General features: G+C 66.4%; 12 protein-coding genes. 2 read left to right on the plus strand and 10 right to left on the minus strand.

The features are described from left to right. Positions 1–34: 34 nt before the first annotated feature. The 3 genes from ACFOGJ_RS16470 to ACFOGJ_RS16480 are packed head-to-tail and all read right to left on the minus strand — an operon-like array spanning position 35 to position 3,151. Complete coding sequence (locus ACFOGJ_RS16470) at positions 35–994, minus strand: GDP-L-fucose synthase family protein (RefSeq protein ID WP_379902331.1); 960 nt, start codon at positions 992–994, stop codon at positions 35–37. 3 nt (positions 995–997) lie between these two features. Then, positions 998–1,930, minus strand: coding sequence for an NAD-dependent epimerase/dehydratase family protein (locus ACFOGJ_RS16475; protein ID WP_379902333.1), 933 nt, complete (start codon positions 1,928–1,930; stop codon positions 998–1,000). A 39-nt stretch (positions 1,931–1,969) separates the two neighbouring features. Further along, positions 1,970–3,151 (minus strand): DegT/DnrJ/EryC1/StrS family aminotransferase, encoded by a 1,182-nt coding sequence (locus tag ACFOGJ_RS16480; RefSeq protein ID WP_379902335.1) that lies wholly within the window; start codon positions 3,149–3,151, stop codon positions 1,970–1,972. 228 nt (positions 3,152–3,379) lie between these two features. Between ACFOGJ_RS16480 and ACFOGJ_RS16485 the strand changes: the two genes are divergently transcribed. Together ACFOGJ_RS16485 and ACFOGJ_RS16490 are read left to right on the plus strand one after the other, a co-directional pair. After that, positions 3,380–5,731, plus strand: a complete 2,352-nt coding sequence (locus ACFOGJ_RS16485; protein ID WP_379902337.1) for a hypothetical protein — start codon at positions 3,380–3,382, stop codon at positions 5,729–5,731. Positions 5,732–5,921: 190 nt separating this feature from the next. Next, complete coding sequence (locus ACFOGJ_RS16490) at positions 5,922–6,938, plus strand: GHMP family kinase ATP-binding protein (protein ID WP_379902339.1); 1,017 nt, start codon at positions 5,922–5,924, stop codon at positions 6,936–6,938. A gap of 13 nt (positions 6,939–6,951) precedes the next feature. Here the strand turns inward: ACFOGJ_RS16490 and ACFOGJ_RS16495 are convergent, their stop codons facing one another. From ACFOGJ_RS16495 to ACFOGJ_RS16525, 7 genes are all read right to left on the minus strand, one after another. Further along, positions 6,952–7,857 (minus strand): NAD-dependent epimerase/dehydratase family protein, encoded by a 906-nt coding sequence (locus ACFOGJ_RS16495; protein WP_379902341.1) that lies wholly within the window; start codon positions 7,855–7,857, stop codon positions 6,952–6,954. Then, the gene (locus tag ACFOGJ_RS16500) at positions 7,857–8,831 is read right to left on the minus strand and encodes an NAD(P)-dependent oxidoreductase (protein ID WP_379902343.1); all 975 of its coding nucleotides are present in this window, start codon (positions 8,829–8,831) and stop codon (positions 7,857–7,859) included. Before ACFOGJ_RS16500 ends, ACFOGJ_RS16495 begins: the two co-directional genes overlap by 1 nt. A 22-nt stretch (positions 8,832–8,853) precedes the next feature. After that, the gene (locus ACFOGJ_RS16505; RefSeq protein ID WP_379902344.1) at positions 8,854–9,825 is read right to left on the minus strand and encodes a transketolase family protein; all 972 of its coding nucleotides are present in this window, start codon (positions 9,823–9,825) and stop codon (positions 8,854–8,856) included. After that, positions 9,818–10,669 (minus strand): transketolase, encoded by an 852-nt coding sequence (locus ACFOGJ_RS16510; RefSeq protein WP_379902346.1) that lies wholly within the window; start codon positions 10,667–10,669, stop codon positions 9,818–9,820. The genes ACFOGJ_RS16505 and ACFOGJ_RS16510 overlap by 8 nt, the downstream gene beginning before the upstream one ends. A gap of 325 nt (positions 10,670–10,994) precedes the next feature. Further along, on the minus strand, positions 10,995–13,022 hold the full coding sequence (locus ACFOGJ_RS16515; protein ID WP_379902348.1) for a B12-binding domain-containing radical SAM protein: 2,028 nt from the start codon (positions 13,020–13,022) through the stop codon (positions 10,995–10,997). Between the two features lie 90 nt (positions 13,023–13,112). Then, on the minus strand, positions 13,113–14,624 hold the full coding sequence (locus ACFOGJ_RS16520) for a B12-binding domain-containing radical SAM protein (protein WP_379902350.1): 1,512 nt from the start codon (positions 14,622–14,624) through the stop codon (positions 13,113–13,115). 468 nt (positions 14,625–15,092) lie between these two features. Then, positions 15,093–16,493, minus strand: a complete 1,401-nt coding sequence (locus ACFOGJ_RS16525) for a glycosyltransferase family 2 protein (protein ID WP_379902352.1) — start codon at positions 16,491–16,493, stop codon at positions 15,093–15,095. Positions 16,494–16,668 lie beyond the last annotated feature (175 nt).

A 16,668-nucleotide genomic window follows, 5' to 3' on the forward strand; every position in this document is an offset into this window, starting at 1 on the left:
AGCGCGGTTCGCGATCGCCGCCGGGCCATTCCCGTCAGGCGGGCGGCGCCTGCGCCAGCAGGTCCTGCAGGGTCAGGCGGAGCCCGTCGACCAGGGCGGTGGTGGGACGCCAGCCCAGGCCGAAGCTGGTCCGGCTATCCAGGACCTTCCGCGGCATGCCGTCCGGCTTGCTCCCGTCGAAGCGCAGGGCGCCGCGAAAGCCGGTGACCTCGGCGATGGTCCCGGCCAGCGTGGCGATGTCAGTGCCGCTGCCCGAGCCGATGTTGAGGTGGCCAGGGCCGGCGAAGCGCTCGTAGGCCAGCAGGATCGCTTCGGCGGCATCGTCGACATAGAGGAAATCCCTGACCGCCTTGCCTGTCCCCCAGATCTCCACCTCCGCGGCGCCGGCCTGCCGTGCCGCCAGCATGCGCCCCATCAGGGCAGGGATCACATGGGCCCGGTCCGGATCGGCGTGGGCGCGGTCGCCCCGCCCGTAAAGGTTGGCCGGGACGAGGCTGACATAGCGGCGTCCGAACTCCTGCCGCAGGAAGGCACAGAGCCGCATGCCCGCAATCTTCGCGAGGGCGTAGCCTTCGTTCGTCGGCTCCAGCGGACCGGTCAGCAGGCTTTCCTCGGCGATCGGCTGTGCCGCGTCGCGCGGATAGACGCAGGAGGCGCCGAGATAGGCCAGCCGCGCGACATCGGCCTGATGCGCACCCCAGATCACGCTGTGCGCGATCATGAGGTTCTCCTGCATCATGCTGGCCGGATGGGCCGCATTGCCGGCGATGCCGGCAACCCGTCCGGCAGCAACGATGATGCCGTCAGGGCGCTCCCGTCGCAGCCAGGCCGCCACCTCCACCGCCTGTGTGAGGTCGAGATCGGCCCGGTCGACGGTCAGCGGCCAGGCACCTGCCGCCCGCAGGGCTCGACAGACCGCGGATCCCACCATGCCGCGATGCCCTGCCACCCAGATCCGCTGTCCGGCGACGGGGAATGCGGACGCCTCTGCCATCGCTCAGACGTTCCTGTAGCGGTGTACGTTCAGGGTGCGGTAGCCCTTGATCAGTTCGACTATGCCGTCGTCCAGGCTGTGCGCCGGCCGGAATCCCGTTGCCTCGATCCGGGCATTGGAAACGATATAGTCGCGCTGGTCAGGGTCCTTTCCGACCGGTGCTTCCAAGAAGGTGAAGCCGGGGACGTGGCGGGCGATGGTCTCGCACAGTTCCCATTTCGACAGGTTGGCGTCCGACAGCCCGACGTTGAACGCGCGGCCGCGCATCTCGTCAAAATGATCCAGTCCGTGCTGGAAGGCGCGGGCGACATCGCGCACATGAATATAGTTGCGCTTGAAATGGGCCTCAAAAAGCACCAGGGCCCGGTCACTGACAGCCCGGTAGACAAAGTCGTTGACCAACAGGTCCATGCGCATCCGGGGCGACATGCCGAACACGGTCGCCAGGCGGAAGCTCACCGTGTTCTCACGCGCCAGGGCGATCTCCTCCGCCTCGACCTTGGTGCGGCCATAGAGCGAGACCGGGCGGAGCGGTGACTCTTCGGTGCAGAACTTGCCTGGCTCGCCGACCCCGTAGCCGCTGTTGCTGATCGGGATCAGAAGGCGCTGCGCCGGCGACATCAGGTCGACCATGGTCGCGATGGCATCCCGGTTTATTGTGACCGCGCCGATCTGGTCGCGATCGCAGAGCGGCGCGCCGACCAGCGCAGCCAGCGGAATGACCGCATCGGCCTGTACCAGCAGCGGGCGCAGCACGTCCGTCTGGCGGGCATCGCCTCGCACCGCTTCGAAACCCGGATCGGCGCAGGCCGCGGCTAGACTGTTCTCGCCGAACTGGAAGCTGTCCAGCACCGTCACCTTGTGGCCCTGTGCCAGCAGGGCAGGCACCATGGTGGAGCCCAGATAGCCGGCGCCGCCGGTGATGAGAATGTGCATGCCGGAACTCATGGCTGGTCGTTCACTGCCCCCTGTGGCTCATCCTGCTGCGGCCCGGATCGTCTCGTCCAGACGGTCGATCTGCGCAGTCAGGTCGCGCGGCAGGTTGCCGACGAAGAAGCCGCGGTCATGCACCTCGTTGGCATGCGGCAGGTCACCGACCACGGAATGATCGAAGAAGCGGATCGCCGGATGGCGGATGAAGCAGCCGCCGGTGACGATGCGGTAGGCGATATCCGCCTCCTTCAGTGCGGCCATCACCGCCCCCCGGTCGGTCGAGGGGTCGCGCAGGACCAAGGGAAATGAGAAGGCGGAGCTCTCGCCGTGTTCCCGCTGCATGCGGACCACCGGATGGTTGCCGAAGCGGGCCTGAAAATGCGCGAGGTTTCTGCGGCGCTGCGTGGTATGGGCGGGCAGCTTGCGCAACTGCTCCATGCCGACGGCGGCATGCAGTTCGCCCGGCCGTAGGTTGTAGCCGGGTAGCACGAACTTGTAGGCCTCGAAGAAATCGTCCCGGCCGCGCGCATAGACCGGGCTGTCCGGAGCCAAGTCGCGTGTCCAGCCATGCGCCCGCAGGCAGCGAGCAAGGTCCGCCGTCTCCCGGTCGTCGGTCAGCATCATGCCCCCTTCCATCGTGGAGATGTGGTGGGAGAAGAAGAAGCTGGCCGTGGAAATATCGCCGAACGTCCCCGTCTTGCGTCCGCCCAGCCCGGCATCGAGGGATTCGCAATTGTCCTCAAACAGCAGCAGGCCGTGCTGCCGGCAGAAGCTCTGCAGGGCCTTGAAGTCGCAGGGATTGCCCAGGATGCTGACCGCCATGACCATCCGGGTGCGCGGGGTCAGTGCCGCTTCCAGCGCGGCCGGATCGATGTTCAGCGTCTGCGGGTCGATATCGACGAAGCGCAGGTGCAGCCCGTACTGCTGCAGCGGATGGAAGGTCGTGCTCCAGGACAGTGCCGGCACGATGACCTCGTCGCCGCGCTGCAGGCGGGGGGTGTCGGTGAAGAACTGGCTGGCGATCCCGACCAGGTTGGCCGACGAGCCCGAATTCACCATCACCGCATGCGCCCGGCCGTGATACGCGGCGAAGGCCGCCTCGAAGGTGCGTACCCGCTCCCCCATGGTGAACATGTCGCTGGCGATGACCTCCGCCAGGGCGTCGAGTTCCGCCTGGTCCCATTGCGAGGCTGCGAGAGGATAGAACGGCTCCTGAGGGGGCATCTTGATCATCCTGGGTCGGCCGGATGGCGGGCCGGGGGCGGGTCTGAGAAGCGGAAAGCTGTATCGTCACACGCCCCGGATTGCAAAGGGTGACGCATCGAACGTTCCGGCATGGGACTGGCATGCAGCTGCCGGCATTTGAGCGCCCGGAATCGTTGTGGCACCTTCCCGGCTTCTCCCTTCCGCGGGCCCCGAAGAGGGGCCGCCCCGTCGAGAACCGCAGAAAGCATGTTGCGCCGCAGCCATCCATCATCGCGCGCCGACGAATTGCGTCGCCTGCTTGAACTCTATGGATCCGCGGAAGAGGCTCTTGCCGCCGGAAACTACTATGTTGCCGCCCGGCGGGCGGATGCCGCGCCGGAGGTGCGTGCCGCCGCAATCACCCTGGCAGGGTTTCACGAAGGTGGCCACCGGCTGTTCCAGGACCTTGAGCCCAGCGGGCACCACACCCTTTTCGCGAAGGCGATCGCCTGCCTGTTTGTGGAGGGCCGGGATGCCGCGCTGGCCTGCCTCGACCGCTATGCGCTGACGGCGGGTCCTGCCTTCGCGCTCCGCGATGTGTTGCGGCGTGGCGCCGTACGGCTCTATTTCGTCACCGCCTGGCAGGCTTGGCAGGAGCGGATCGCGAAGGCTGCCGAGAACTTCGACGGACATGGGCTGGACGTGCAGGTGCGGACCGTCTCGGTCCATGACGGTGCGGATATCAGGGTCGACTTCAACAGACCCTCTTTCCTTCAGGCGATCGAACAATCGGCTGCCGATGCCGCCTACGCCGCCAGCATCTACTTCGACGACCTCGACATGCTGCCTATGGGCTTCGATCGGTCGGCGGTTCCCAGCATCAAGCTGATGATCGATTTCCACCACAACCTGCCGCGCATGGCGGAGCAGCTTGGCCGTTTCGACCACCTGGTCGCCTACGGCCCGGAACTGCACGAACGGCTTCATCGAATGTACGGCCGGCGCACGCCGATGTTCATGCGCCTCTCCGACATGAAACCCGTGAACGCGCTGGCGGGTGAGGATGCCAGTATCGACATCTTTCTCAGCGGCGCTCTGGTGAAGGATTATTCCCCGCGCCGCGAGGCCCTGGTCCACCGCTGCGTCGAGGAAATCGCAACAGATCGCGTGGTCCTGGCGGACGGGTTGCTTCCGTTCGAGACCTATCAGGGCCTGGTTGCGCGGGCGCGCATGATTCCGGCCATGCTCGAGGAGGGCAATGCGCTTCCCTCGCCGCGCTTCTTCGAAGCGTTGAACGGCGGGATGACTGTGGTAACCGACGATCCGCTGTTCTTCGCATGGGCCTATCCGGATCATGCCGACCTGTTCGTGGACGTGGAAACAGCATTCAGAGTGGCTACGGCGCCGAGGGAGGCACAACCGGTGCAGCGGCGCCCGCGGCCGCGGCCCCGCACCGAACTGGCGGCGATCGATCAGATGCTGCACCTGGCCCTTGTCGGACCGTTGCTGGCGCCGGAGAACCATGTCCGTCAGGGCAGGGCGGACGCGGCCAGTCCAGCCTCATTATCCGGATGGAGCCGGGCGGCGCAGGAATTCCCGCGGCTTAGCTTGAACAGCAACATTGTGCGGCAGTTCGCCGCTGCGTCCGGGTCCTTCAGCGATGTGCTGACGCGGGCGCTCCACCTTGCGCGGCATTCCGCCGAGCCGCTTGCAGTGCTGGATTCGAGTCGCTTTTTCGCAGAGCTGGCGCTGGCATTCAGCCATTTCCATCAGCACAGCTACCACCTGCAGCTGGAGCCCGGCCTGAAGGCCGAGCTGGCAGTCCTAGCCGGCCCGGCCGCGCCGGATGGCGGCGCGCCGGTTCCCGTGCGACGCAACGCGGCGACGCCTCAAGCGGTCCTCATGGCGGCCGCCGCATTGAACCTGATCGCCGAAGGCCAAGCGCGTTGTCCGGACTCGCTGATTCTGACCTATGAGCGCCTGCTTCAATGGAAGCGATTCTGCGGCGAGGATACGATGCTGGCAGACATGGTGCAGGCGGCGCAGGCGCGCCGGGCGGACCTGCGGTACGACCCATCGGTCTCCGATGCCGGCGCAGTCGGCGCCGTCCTGCCGGATATGCTGGCACGGGAGATCCTGGCCGGGCGGATCGAAACCCGGGCCGACCTCGCCATCCGGGCAGAAGCGAATATCTGGTATCTGATAGATCTGCTGGGTGCGGGCTGCGCGGCCGCGGCCGGTGACACGGAGACCGCAGCCGCTGTCGTGCGGCACATCCTGGCGGAATCGCCAGGTTACATCCCGGCGGCAGACAAGCTCGTCGAGATCTGGGAGGTCGCGCCGCAGGCGGCCTATGGCAAGGCCGGAAGCGCCTCGTTTCTCCGCCAGGCGCTGAGCGAAGTGCTCCTGGAGGCGCCTTCACGCATCGAAGGCTATGGCCCGGCCCTGGTTGCGGCGGCATTGGAGGAGGGCGACGAGGCGGGCGCCCGGGCCCACCATGCCGCGTGGGAGCGCTGGGCCTACAAACTCATCATGTCCCCGTATCGCTACGAGAAGCGCACGGAGAGTGCCCGGCGGATTTCCGAAGCGATGGCCGCGGCTGGCCTGGTGCCGGGCTAACCCGGCCCGGGGAAACTTCCGGGGGGTGCGCGGCATTGCTGGCTATAATAGCATGCCGGCTGTCGCTCCGCCGAGGCTTCGCACCGGCTGCCGCCTGCGATCCGGCGACCATCTATCCTGCCGTGGCTCGCCCGCCGCCCCTGTCCGGCGCCGGGGAGTTGGCGGCAGCCCTGCGTCCTGGGACCGCCGTGTGATCATCTCGCGTACGCCTTTCCGGATCTCCTTCTTCGGCGGTGGCACCGACTACCCCGACTGGTATCGCGACAATGGCGGGCAGGTCGTCGGAACCACGATCGACAAGTACTGCTACATCGCGCTGCGCCGCCTGCCGCCGTTCTTCACCCATCGCCATCGCTTCGTGTACAGCCGCATCGAGATGGTGTCGCAGATCCACGAGATCGAGCATCCGGCGATCCGCGCGGTCCTGCAGGAATATCCGCCGGCCCACGGGCTGGAGGTCCACCACGACGGCGATGTGCCGGCGCGCTCGGGAATCGGGTCCTCCTCAGCCTTCACAGTCGGGCTGCTGAACGCGCTGCGCACCCTGAACGGTATCAGCCTGGCGGCGCCCGAACTGGCGGCGGAGGCGATCCGCATCGAACAGACGGTGGCGCGGGAGGCGGTCGGCTCGCAGGACCAGGTCTGGGCTGCACATGGCGGCCTGAACCTGGTTCGCTTTGGTGCCGCCGGGGATATCGACGTGGAGCCGCTGGGTCTGCCGCCGGAGCGGCTGGCAGCCCTGAACGATCGCCTGCTTCTCTATTTCACCGGCCTGACCCGGACTGCCTCGCAGATCGCGGCCCAGCAGATCGGCAACATCCCGCGGCGCGGTGCGGAACTGAAGGAGATCATGGGACAGGTCGACAGCGCCGTGGCGATCCTGCGCGACGAAAGCTGCGACCTGGGGGATTTCGGCCGGCTGCTGCACGAGACATGGCTGGTGAAACGCCGCCTGGCGGAGGCGATCACCACGGACTTCGTCGACAGCCTGTACGACCGGGCCCGCGCGGCCGGTGCGCTGGGTGGCAAGCTCCTGGGCGCCGGCGGCGGCGGTTTCATGCTGCTCTATGTCGAGCCCGAGCATGGAGAGGCCGTGCGGCGGGCCATGCAGGGCATCCTGGAGATTCCGATCCGGATCAACTCGCCCGGCAGCACGATCGTGCTGAACCAGCCGGACGGCCTGGGCGAAGCACCGGCCCGGACCTGAAGACAGCGCCGGCTCAGCCGGCGGGCCGGTCGACCTCGTGCTCGGCCTGTAGTTCGGCATGGATCTCCGTCAGGCATTCAAGAATGCCCTGCCCGAAATCGATGCTTGGATTGTTCACAAGTTTCTCGCCGGGTGAGGGCAGGAAACTGTAGGGGGTCAGCTTGTAGTGGCCTCGATAGTCCTGGTTGTTGAAGACGATCTCGACCTCGTCATTCAGGATCTCGCGGATCATCTCCAGCAAAGTCCGGTATTTCAGCCGCTCGATGCCGGTCAGGACCACATGCCGGTTCCGGTAGTGCGGTTCAAGGATGTCGACCGACAGCTTTGCTGCGTCGCGCACATGGATATATTCCCGCTCTTCCTCCCCGTCGCCGGGGAAGTCGATCCGGCCAGCGCGCAAGGCCTGCCGCAGGATGCGATACACCCGGTTGCTCGCATCCGCCCGCGGCCCGTACACCGAGCCGTAGCGGATGATGGTGAAGGGCAGGTCGTAGTAGGTGGCATATTCCTGGATCAGCAGTTCGTTCGCCTTCTTAGTGGCGCCGTACACTGCTCCCTTCTGGGACAGGACATAGACCGTGCTGGCATAGACGAAGCGCTCGATACCCTGGCCGCGGCAGCCTTCCAGGATGTTTGTATTGCCCAGCACATTGAGGCGGACCGCCTCGTAGGGCTCCTCGATCGAGCGGTTCAGGTCGGCCAGACCGGCGAAGTTGTAGGCCAGGGTGCAGCCTTCCATGGCCGTCCGGACGGCCTGCGGGTCGCAGATATCGCCCTCGATCTGCTGCAGCCGCCGGTCCTCGTGATGTGACGATCGGCGGCGATCGAAGAGCACCACTTCATGGCCGCGGACCAGCAGCATGTCGACGACGTGGGAGCCGAGAAAGCCTGCGCCGCCGAAGACGATCGTGCGGGGCATCAGCTGCGTGCCTCTGCGGCCTGTCGCCGCGGGTCCGAGGCCTTCGCATCCTGGCTGAGCAGCTCGTCCAGTGCGTCCAGGGCGGCGCGCCCCATGGCGAGCACGGCCTCGTTCGAGTTGCCTGCGATATGCGGGGTCGCCACGATGCCGGGATGGGCCAGCAGCTCTGGCCGGTGTGGCGGCTCCACGTCGAAGACGTCCAGTGCGGCACCGGCGATCCGGCCCGACTGCAGCGCGGCGAGAAGCGCATCCAGGTCGACGACGTCGCCGCGCGCGGTGTTGATCAGGACCGCATCAGCGCGCATGCGCGCCAGGAAGGCGGCATCGACCATGAAGCGGGTGCGCTCGGTCAGGGGAACGTGGAGCGAGACGATCTGCGCCTCCTGCAGCAGCGCCGCCGGCGTCACCGCCGCAACTCCGTGGGCGGCGCACCAGTCGTCGATATCCACGATGTCGGTTGCCAGGACCCGGGCCCCGGCGGCACGCAGCAGGCGGGTGAAGGCGCGGCCGACATGGCCCAGGCCGATGATGCCCACGCAGGTCTCCGACAGGCCGAACCCGCCATCCTTGTGCCAGATCCCGCCGGCCATGTTGCGGGCCTCCCGGAACAGGTTGCGACGGAAGCCGATCGCCAGCGCAAGGGCCAGTTCGGCAACCGCTCCGGCATTCACGCCGGCGCGGTAGCCCACCCTGACCTGGCGACGGGCACAGGCATCGAAGTCTATATTGTCCAGGCCGACGCCGTACTTGGCGACGTAGCGCAGACCCGGGCAGGCCGCCAGCAGCGTCTCGTCGATCCGTTCCAGTCCGACGATCAGCGCGGTGGCGTCGCCGACGAAGGCAGCGAGGCCGCTCTCCGAGAGACGGTCCCCGGCCAGGTTCAGCCGCGCGGCGGGATATCGCCGACAGGTTTCCGGGCCCAGAACCGGATGCCGGGAGAAGCTTGGGGAGGTGACGGCGAGGGACGGGCTCATCGTCGCAGCAAACCGGGCGCCCTCAGGCGCTGGCCGGCGCCATCTCCCGGACCGCTTGGGCGATGGCCTGGGCGTCGATGCCGAAGTTACGCCACAACCGATCGCGGTGGCCGTTCTCGACCACGAAGCCGTCGCGCAGGCCCAGCCTACGCATCGGCAGCATCGCGCCAGCGTCCAGAAGAGTCTCCGCCACGGCGCTGCCAAAGCCGCCGTCGAGCAGCTGCTCTTCCACCGTGACGATGGCCCGGCAGCCTTGCAGCGCCTCCAGGAGCGCCGGCGCCGAGAGCGGCTTGATGCGGTAGAGGTCGATCACCTTTGGCGGCTGGCCTTCCCCGCCCAACTGTGCGGCCGCCTCCAGCGCGGCATGGCAGAGTGCGCCGCAGGTCAGCACGGCAATCCCGCCGCCATCGGAAATCTGGCGCAGGCCGGGCGCCAGATCCGCCGCCTTTTCGAGCGGTGGGGCGAGCGCCGTCAGGCCCTGCCGGTCCAGCCGCACATAGCGAAGCGCCGGGCTGGCGAGGCAGAGATCCGCCATCGCCACTGCGGAGGGCGCGTCGGCGGCGGTCAGCACCTCCATACCGTTCATCGCGCGCAGGCAAGCCAGGTCCTCGATCGCGAAATGGGTCAGGGTGGCATGGTCGTAGCCCAGCCCCACACCGACGCCCAGAAGGCTGACCGGCAGGCGCATCGCCGCCAGGGTGGCCTTGATCTGCTCAAGGCAGCGCAGGGTCAGGAACGGCGCCATGGCATAGAGGAAGACCCGCTTGCCCGACAGCGCGAGACCGGCGGCGAGGTCCACCATGTTCTGCTCGCTGATCCCGGCATGCAGGAACTGCCCGGCCCGGTCCTGCCGGAAACGGTCCAGCGCCTTTGCGCCGAAATCGGCCGATATGAACAGGATGTCGTCGTGCTGCCCCGCCGCCTCGGTGAGCCTGTCGATGAAGGCGTCCCGCATCAGCGGAGGCGGCGCCGCGGCCGTCTGCGTCTCAGTCATGACCGGACGCTCCCGCGAGGCCGAGTTCCTGTCGTGCCTGCGCCTCCTGCTCTGGCGAGGGCATGCGGTTGTGCCACTCCGCGCGGCCCTCCATGAACGATACCCCCTTGCCCTTCACGGTGTTGGCGACGATGGCCAGGGGAAGGCCGTCGGTGCTCCCGATCCGGTCCATGGCAGCGCGCAGCGCCGCAAGATCGTGCCCGTCCACTTCCTCGACTGCCCAGCCGAAGCTGCGCCACTTGTCCGCCAGGGAGCCGAGGCGGACCAGATCTTCGGTCCGGCCGAGGATGCAGAGCGCATTCCGGTCGACGATCGCAACGAGATTGTCCAGGCCGTGATGGGCCGCGAACATCGCGCTTTCCCAGACCGAACCCTCATAGCATTCGCCGTCGCCCAGCACGACGAAGGTGCGGAAGTCGCGCCCCTCCATGCGGGCCGAGAGGGCAAAGCCCGCCCCCATCCCCAGGCCATGGCCCAGTGACCCGGAGATCCCTTCGATGCCCGGCACCCGGTTATCTGCATACATTCCCAGGAAGCTGCCCGGCTGGGTGAAGCGCTCGAGTTCAGCGGAGTCGAAATAGTCCAGGTCGGCCAGGATGGGATAGAGCGCATGGGCCGCATGACCCTTGCTGACCAGGATCCGGTCGCGGTCCGGCCAATCCGGCGCGCCCCGGCGCAGGCGCGCCACGCCGCCGTAATAGAGCAGTGTCAGGATCTCGGCCATCGAGAAGCTGGAAGGGACATGGCCTTCCCTGTGCTGCATGACCATCTCGAAGACGCGCCGTCGCAGCCACGCCGCCCGTTCCTTGAGGTCGTTGATCGGCAGGGATGATTCAGCGCTCATTGCATACCTGTCTTGTGGCGTCCGCAGCGCAGGGCCGGCTTCCGTGGTTCGGCAAGGGGTAGCAGATAAGGGGCCCAATGTCTGCGCTTCCAGGCGGCATTCCGGAACCGTCAACGGTGGACGCTTCAGTCCCGGCCACCGCCATGTCGCCTGAACCTGAAAAATGCGCGTGCCGGGGTGCTGGAGGATGATGGCCCGCAGACATCGGTCATCCAGGAGGCCCGGCCCTTCGGGTCCCGTGAGGTCACCTTCCGGCCCACCGGGGCATGCCAGTGGCCGCCCACGGCACAGCGCTGATCCCGCGGGATGACGTGCAGCCAGGCATTCAGCCGGCGGAAACCTGCGCTTCGACAGCGACGGCGGTATTGCCATGCGCGGGCGACAGGGCGACTTCGGATTCGTCCTCGCGGTCGATGCGGACCAGCATGGTGCCGCTCTTGCGGCCCCAGAGCAGGACCTCCCGTGCGAAGCGCAGCCGGTCCCCGTCGAACTGCCTTGGCATGATCGTCAGGGACTGCGCTTCCTCCCGGACCGGGATCGGCGACAGGCCGTAGCGGCGTTCGAAATAGTCCGGGATGTTGAAGCGGAAATGATGCTCGCTCGGCGGGCCGTCGTTCTCGGACGCCATGCGCAGCCGCTGATACCGCATCACCTCGTCCAGCTCCGCCTCGACGACGTCACGGCCATGGGCTGCCAGGAAGGCGCGGGTCACGGCGTCCAGTTCGGCGAAGAAGGTGTCGTATTCCGCAGAGATGCGCAGGAAGCAGGCTTCCTCGATGTCCCAGTAGATCGGACCGTATTCCGGCAGTTCGACACCGCGGCCGCCGCCGGCCAGCAGGTTGTCGGTATAGGCGTCGATCTGGCCGAGTTCGCGCCGCAGGATCGGCGCCTCCACCGGGAACTGGCCTTCGGCGATGTATTCGACGAAGTCCATATAGTCGACGCCGTATCGGTCGGCGACATAGGACATCAGGAAGAAGCCCAGCTTCATGCTGTGCAGCAGCATGGTCACCGTGGACAGCCGCGTCATTCGCCGCCAGTCCGCCAGCGGCATGGAGCCGGTCTCCACGATGATGTCCTGGTATTCCTTCACCCATTCGGTGCTGCGGATCGAGCCGTGGATCTCGCGCAGCTCGATCTGGCGGGTGCGGATGCCGTGCTTCTCCTGATAGTCGGGGTCGTGCATCTCGGTGTTGGGATAGACCTCGCACTGGTAGACGAAGATCTGGTTCTTCAGCGACGCCTGCAGCAGCTGTTCCAGCCCCGTCTTCCAGGTCTCGTAGGTCTCCCCCGGCATGCCCAGGATCATCTCGGTATAGACCGGGATCTTCATGTCGTTGAGCTGGTGCTGGAGGTTCTCGTAGGTCTCCAGCTTGATGTTGCCGCGCTTGATGTTGGCCAGCGCCTTCTTGGTGTTGGTCTGCCGCGCCAGGGTGACACCTTTTTCCATGTCATGGGCATGCAGCAGAGAGGCGATCTCCAGGATCGCCTGGTCGGTGTTCTTGCCCCAGCAGGTGCGGAACTTCTCCGGGAAGCCGTACTTCTTCTTGGTCTCGACCAGGAATTCCGCGATCTCGCGGTCGCGGCGATGCATGCCGAAATTGGAATCCGCGTTGAACATGTAGCGGATGCCGTTCCGGCCCGCCCAGTCGATCTCCGCGAACACCCGGTCCAGGTCGTGATAGCGGTAGCGGCGCGTGGTGCCGCCGCGGCCCCAGTAGCAGAACGTGCACAGGAACGGGCAGCCGCGGTTGGTTTCGATGATCGCCTGGAACTCGATGTCCGGGTAGGCGCTCATCATGTAGTCGTACTTGTTCTCCAGGTAGGGCGAGGGATACTCGTCCAGGGAGCGTACGAACTCGATCGTCTCCGGGTTGCGCAGGATCTCGCCGTCCTTGCGGAACGATACGTTGGGGATGTCGCGGAAATCGCGGCTCTCCAGCAGCCGCTCCAGGGTCTGGGCGAAGGCATCCTCGCCCTCGGCCCGGATCGCCACGTCGATGAACGGATACCGGTTCATGTAGTCGGCGGGGTGGTGCGGCACCTGCGGCCCGCCGAACACGATCAGCACGTCCGGCCAGCGCGCCTTCAGCTCCGCCGCGACCTGGAGGCTCAGCTGCTCGTTCCACATGGAGACGGAGAACGCGGCCACGTTGGGCTTGCGGTCGTACTGGCCCAGCACCTGCGGCAGGCTGTCCATGTAGAACACGTAGGGAGCGAAGTCGAAATTCCCGGCCACGACCGGCTTCGTCTCCGCGAAGGCGTGCAGGATGCCCGAGACGAACGGGAAATAGGTCGTATGGCCCATCCGCACGTTGAATTCGTTCAGGTAGACGAGCTTCTTGCCTGTCATTGCTGTTCCTCGAGGCGGTGCCGCGGCCTGCAGCCGGGGATCGGTCCCGGACCCGCTTTGCGCCGGCGCCCTTCCGCCTGGCTGGTCGCCCTACTCGGCTGCGGCCGAGGGGGCCTGATGGTGCCGCCGCTTGAGCTTGTGGGCCAGCATCCGCTGGATCTGGTCGACCGGTTCCTGGCCGAAGGTCTTTCGGACCAGTGCCTGGTAGTCAGGGTCCGAGAAATATTCGTCGAACGCCCGGTCGCGGAACGCCAGCACCTCGGTGCCGGAGAGGGTGTCGGTCGGCAGCGGCATGGTGTCGAAGGCGTGCTGCGAATAGCCGATCCAGCCCGGCCCACCGGGATGGTCGGGCAGCGGCCAGCCGCGGCGCACTGCCTCGGCATAGAGCGGCGATCCCGGATAGGCCATGGCGCTGTAGAAGTTGGCCCACTCCGTGTGCAGGTTCTTGGCCATGTCCAGGGTGGTGCGCATCGAGGCCAGGGTGTCGTCGGGCAGCCCGAAGATGTAGTTGCCCATGATGTGGATGCCGTGGCTCTGGATCCGACGCACGATGTCGAAGATATCGTCCTCGGTGAAGGCGCCCTTGGCGACCCCGTCGCGGACATACTGGCTGGCGGATTCGATGCCCAGAACCAGCCAGTTGATGCCGGCGCGCTTCAGCTTCTCCATGAACTGGTCCTGCACGGTGTCGATCCGCGCATAGGCCCAGATGTTGACCTTGTAGTCGCGCTCGATCAGACCGTCGCAGATCCCCAGCACATGGCGCTTGTTCAGCACGAACATCTCGTCGGGGAACTTGATATTGGTGACCCCGTAAGTCTCCACCAGATGGTCGATCTGCTTCAGGATCGTCTCCGGCTCCCAGTAGCGGATGCCGTTGCGGCCGAACGGCGCGTTGATGCAGCAGAACTCGCACTTGTAGGGGCAGCCCAGGCTGGTCTGCACCGAGGCGTAGCGGTTGCGGCTGGAGAGGTCGTGGAAGCTGTGCCAGTTGTGCGCCCGGTACTTCGACATGTCGAGCAGGTCCCAGGCCTGGGTCGGCAGTTCCTCGTCCAGGTTCTTGATGTTTTGCGCCGGCTTGGTGGCGCGGGCCACGCCGTCGGCGTCCTGGTACCAGAGGCCGGGCACTTTCTCGAAGTCCCGGCTGCCGTCCTTCAGCACGTCGACAAGGCCCTGCACCGTATAGGGCCCTTCGCCCTGGCAGACGAAGGTGAACGGCTCCTCCAGCAGGGTCCGCTTCGGCAGGGCGGAGGCATGGGTGCCCAGCACCAGGGTGGGCAGGTCCGGCTCCAGGTCGGCAAGGGCGCGGGCGGTCTTGGCGCCGCCGGGCATGCACTGCGTGCTGGCCGATGGCTGCAGGCCATAGACGGTGAAGACCGCCAGGCGCGGCGACTGTTCGGCAATCTGGCGGGCCGCCTGCTCGTGGGTCAGGCCGGCCGCCTCGGCATCCAGCATACCGACCGAATAGCCCTTGCGACGCATGAATTCGGCGATCAGGCCGGCCCAGACCGGAGGCTCGATCGCTGCGAACTCGTTCGACAGGGACTGGTAGATTTCAAGCCTGCTGGGCGGATTGACGAGCAGGACGTCGAGTTGACCCATGTGACACTGGCCCTTGTTCGAATTCTGGCTCAACCGGAAGCAGGTTTCGTGCCGTTCCCCGGCGCCGGACCGGCTTAGTGCGGAATGGCCTGCGATTCGCGCACTCTATTGGCTCCGTTGGCCCGGCACTACGCTCCGGTAGGTGCAATTGCAAGCCTGCGAACATGGCCGAGGCCGTGCGTCTCAAGGCAGGCAGGTTTCGCCGAGCGGTGCCGTATCGGCAAGAACGGCAGGGCGGTCCGGCAAAATCTTCAGCACTGGCCGCAACTCAAGACCGATCAGGTTTGGTGCCGACCTCCAGCTATCGAATGGCCCATATCCTATCAATCCGCAACCCGCGGGTCGAACCCTGGCCTCCGTTGCCGCATCCGGGACCCGAGGAAGGGCGACGCCCTCGCCGAACCCGCAAGCAGACCCGCCTGCTTGTGACAGGGCCTGGGGTCCTTGGACCGACGGCCAGGAAAGGTGTCACGGCCTCGGTTTGTAGTCCCGGCCGCGCGAGAGGTAGTAGTCAAGATGGTCGAGCCAGATGCCTGCCGCGACCGGTGTCGTCGGCAGGACGATGCTGACCAGTCCGGGGATATGCTCGAACAAGTTCGGCCGCACCTGGAAGAAGGCCTTGGTCAGGGCATGGGTCGGCGGGCCCTCCGGCGCCAGCAGCGCGCGAATCACGCTGCGGCTGGTGGCTGCGTTGCGTGCCGGTTCGTTCATTGAGCGGAACGCGAAGCGGTCCCCGTCGACGGAATACTCGCTGAGGACGCGCGGCACGAAGCTGGCGCCATAATTGAGCATCACCCGGATGCCGGCCAGCCAGTCGGCCAGATAGCCATGTTCCGGCTTCGCCTCGGTCGCCGCGCGGAAGGCGTCGGTGCGATAGAGGGCACTGTTGCCGTTGATCCAGATCAGCCGCTTGTCCAGCAAGTCGAAGATTCTCGACGGCGACACATAGCCCTCGATCTCCCGGAAGTCCGCCCAGGGATTGAGGCGCCAGGACTCGTCGGCGACCTTCAGGACCCGCTGCTGGACCTTGAAATGGGAAAAGATTGCGCCGGATGCGGGCCATCTGTCACCCGCGGCCGCCAGATGCTCCAGGAAGCCCGGCATGATGAAGTCGTCGGCCGCAGCGAGATGCAGGAAGTCGGTGGTGACCAGATTCAGGCCCATGTCGTAGGCCTGCACCACACCGACATTGCGTTCCAGGCGATGCAGCCGCAATTGCGGCAGCCGGTCGGCGAAGGACGCGATCACAGCCAGGCTGTCGTCCGTCGAGCCGTCATCGACCACCACGATCTCGTCGAAGGGACGAGTCTGCGCGGCGATGGCTGACAGTGAGCGCGGCAGGTGCGCGGCATCATTGTAGTTGCAGAGCAGCAGGCCGTAGGTCGGCCGGCCGCTGCGTACCGTGTCCCCGACGGTCGCATCCGCGTCTGTCAGCGCCCGCCGGAAGTCGGCGGGGTCCGGTCGCTCCGGCTCGTAGGCCATCAGGTCGGCTGCGGTCAGCAGGCCTTCCAGGTTCAGGCCGGCAAGCACGTCGCGCCGCGCCTGCTCCAGGCCATATTTCTCGAGCATTCCCTTCAAGGGCGCCACAAAGATCGGAAAGTAGGACCGCGGGTCGAGACCGGCGGCGATGCTGCGATAATACGGTGGCAGCGCCTGCACCCACATCCGCCGATTGTTGAAAAAGTCGCCGACGATCCGGTTCGCGACGGCGTGGTCGCGGAACAGGTGACAAAGATGGTTCAGCAGGGCGCTGTGGTTCTCGTTGTCTTTGTTGTACAGCTCCAGCATGCGCATCAGCGCGTCGTCGGCGCCCTTCGCCTCCGCCAGCAAGCGCCGCAGTAACAGGTACTCTTTCTCGGACAGGTGCACGGGCGGTCACTCCGGGGCGGCAGGCAAATTCATCCGGCCATGGGCAGGCCGGCTCCCACGGGGGCCAGCCGCACCCTTTTGCGAAGCCCCGTGAATCGTGTCAACGGGGAATGCCGGAGGGCGCTGTTCCGGGCATTGGGGTCTGCAGTGTTGGGGTTCGACCCGCCGCTGCGAT

Origin of the sequence: Marinibaculum pumilum (assembly GCF_042646425.1) — a bacterium.
Classification (GTDB): Bacteria; Pseudomonadota; Alphaproteobacteria; order Ferrovibrionales; family Ferrovibrionaceae; genus Marinibaculum; species Marinibaculum pumilum.

Bases quoted from the DNA above. Each gene is read 5' to 3' on its own strand.
- ACFOGJ_RS16470 (WP_379902331.1), bottom strand. From the start codon at position 994: ATGGCAGAGGCGTCCGCATTCCCCGTCGCCGGACAGCGGATCTGGGTG.
- ACFOGJ_RS16475 (WP_379902333.1), bottom strand. From the start codon at position 1,930: ATGCACATTCTCATCACCGGCGGCGCCGGCTATCTGGGCTCCACCATG.
- ACFOGJ_RS16480 (WP_379902335.1), bottom strand. From the start codon at position 3,151: ATGCCCCCTCAGGAGCCGTTCTATCCTCTCGCAGCCTCGCAATGGGAC.
- ACFOGJ_RS16485 (WP_379902337.1), top strand. From the start codon at position 3,380: ATGTTGCGCCGCAGCCATCCATCATCGCGCGCCGACGAATTGCGTCGC.
- ACFOGJ_RS16495 (WP_379902341.1), bottom strand. From the start codon at position 7,857: ATGCCCCGCACGATCGTCTTCGGCGGCGCAGGCTTTCTCGGCTCCCAC.
- ACFOGJ_RS16500 (WP_379902343.1), bottom strand. From the start codon at position 8,831: ATGAGCCCGTCCCTCGCCGTCACCTCCCCAAGCTTCTCCCGGCATCCG.
- ACFOGJ_RS16505 (WP_379902344.1), bottom strand. From the start codon at position 9,825: ATGACTGAGACGCAGACGGCCGCGGCGCCGCCTCCGCTGATGCGGGAC.
- ACFOGJ_RS16510 (WP_379902346.1), bottom strand. From the start codon at position 10,669: ATGAGCGCTGAATCATCCCTGCCGATCAACGACCTCAAGGAACGGGCG.
- ACFOGJ_RS16515 (WP_379902348.1), bottom strand. From the start codon at position 13,022: ATGACAGGCAAGAAGCTCGTCTACCTGAACGAATTCAACGTGCGGATG.
- ACFOGJ_RS16520 (WP_379902350.1), bottom strand. From the start codon at position 14,624: ATGGGTCAACTCGACGTCCTGCTCGTCAATCCGCCCAGCAGGCTTGAA.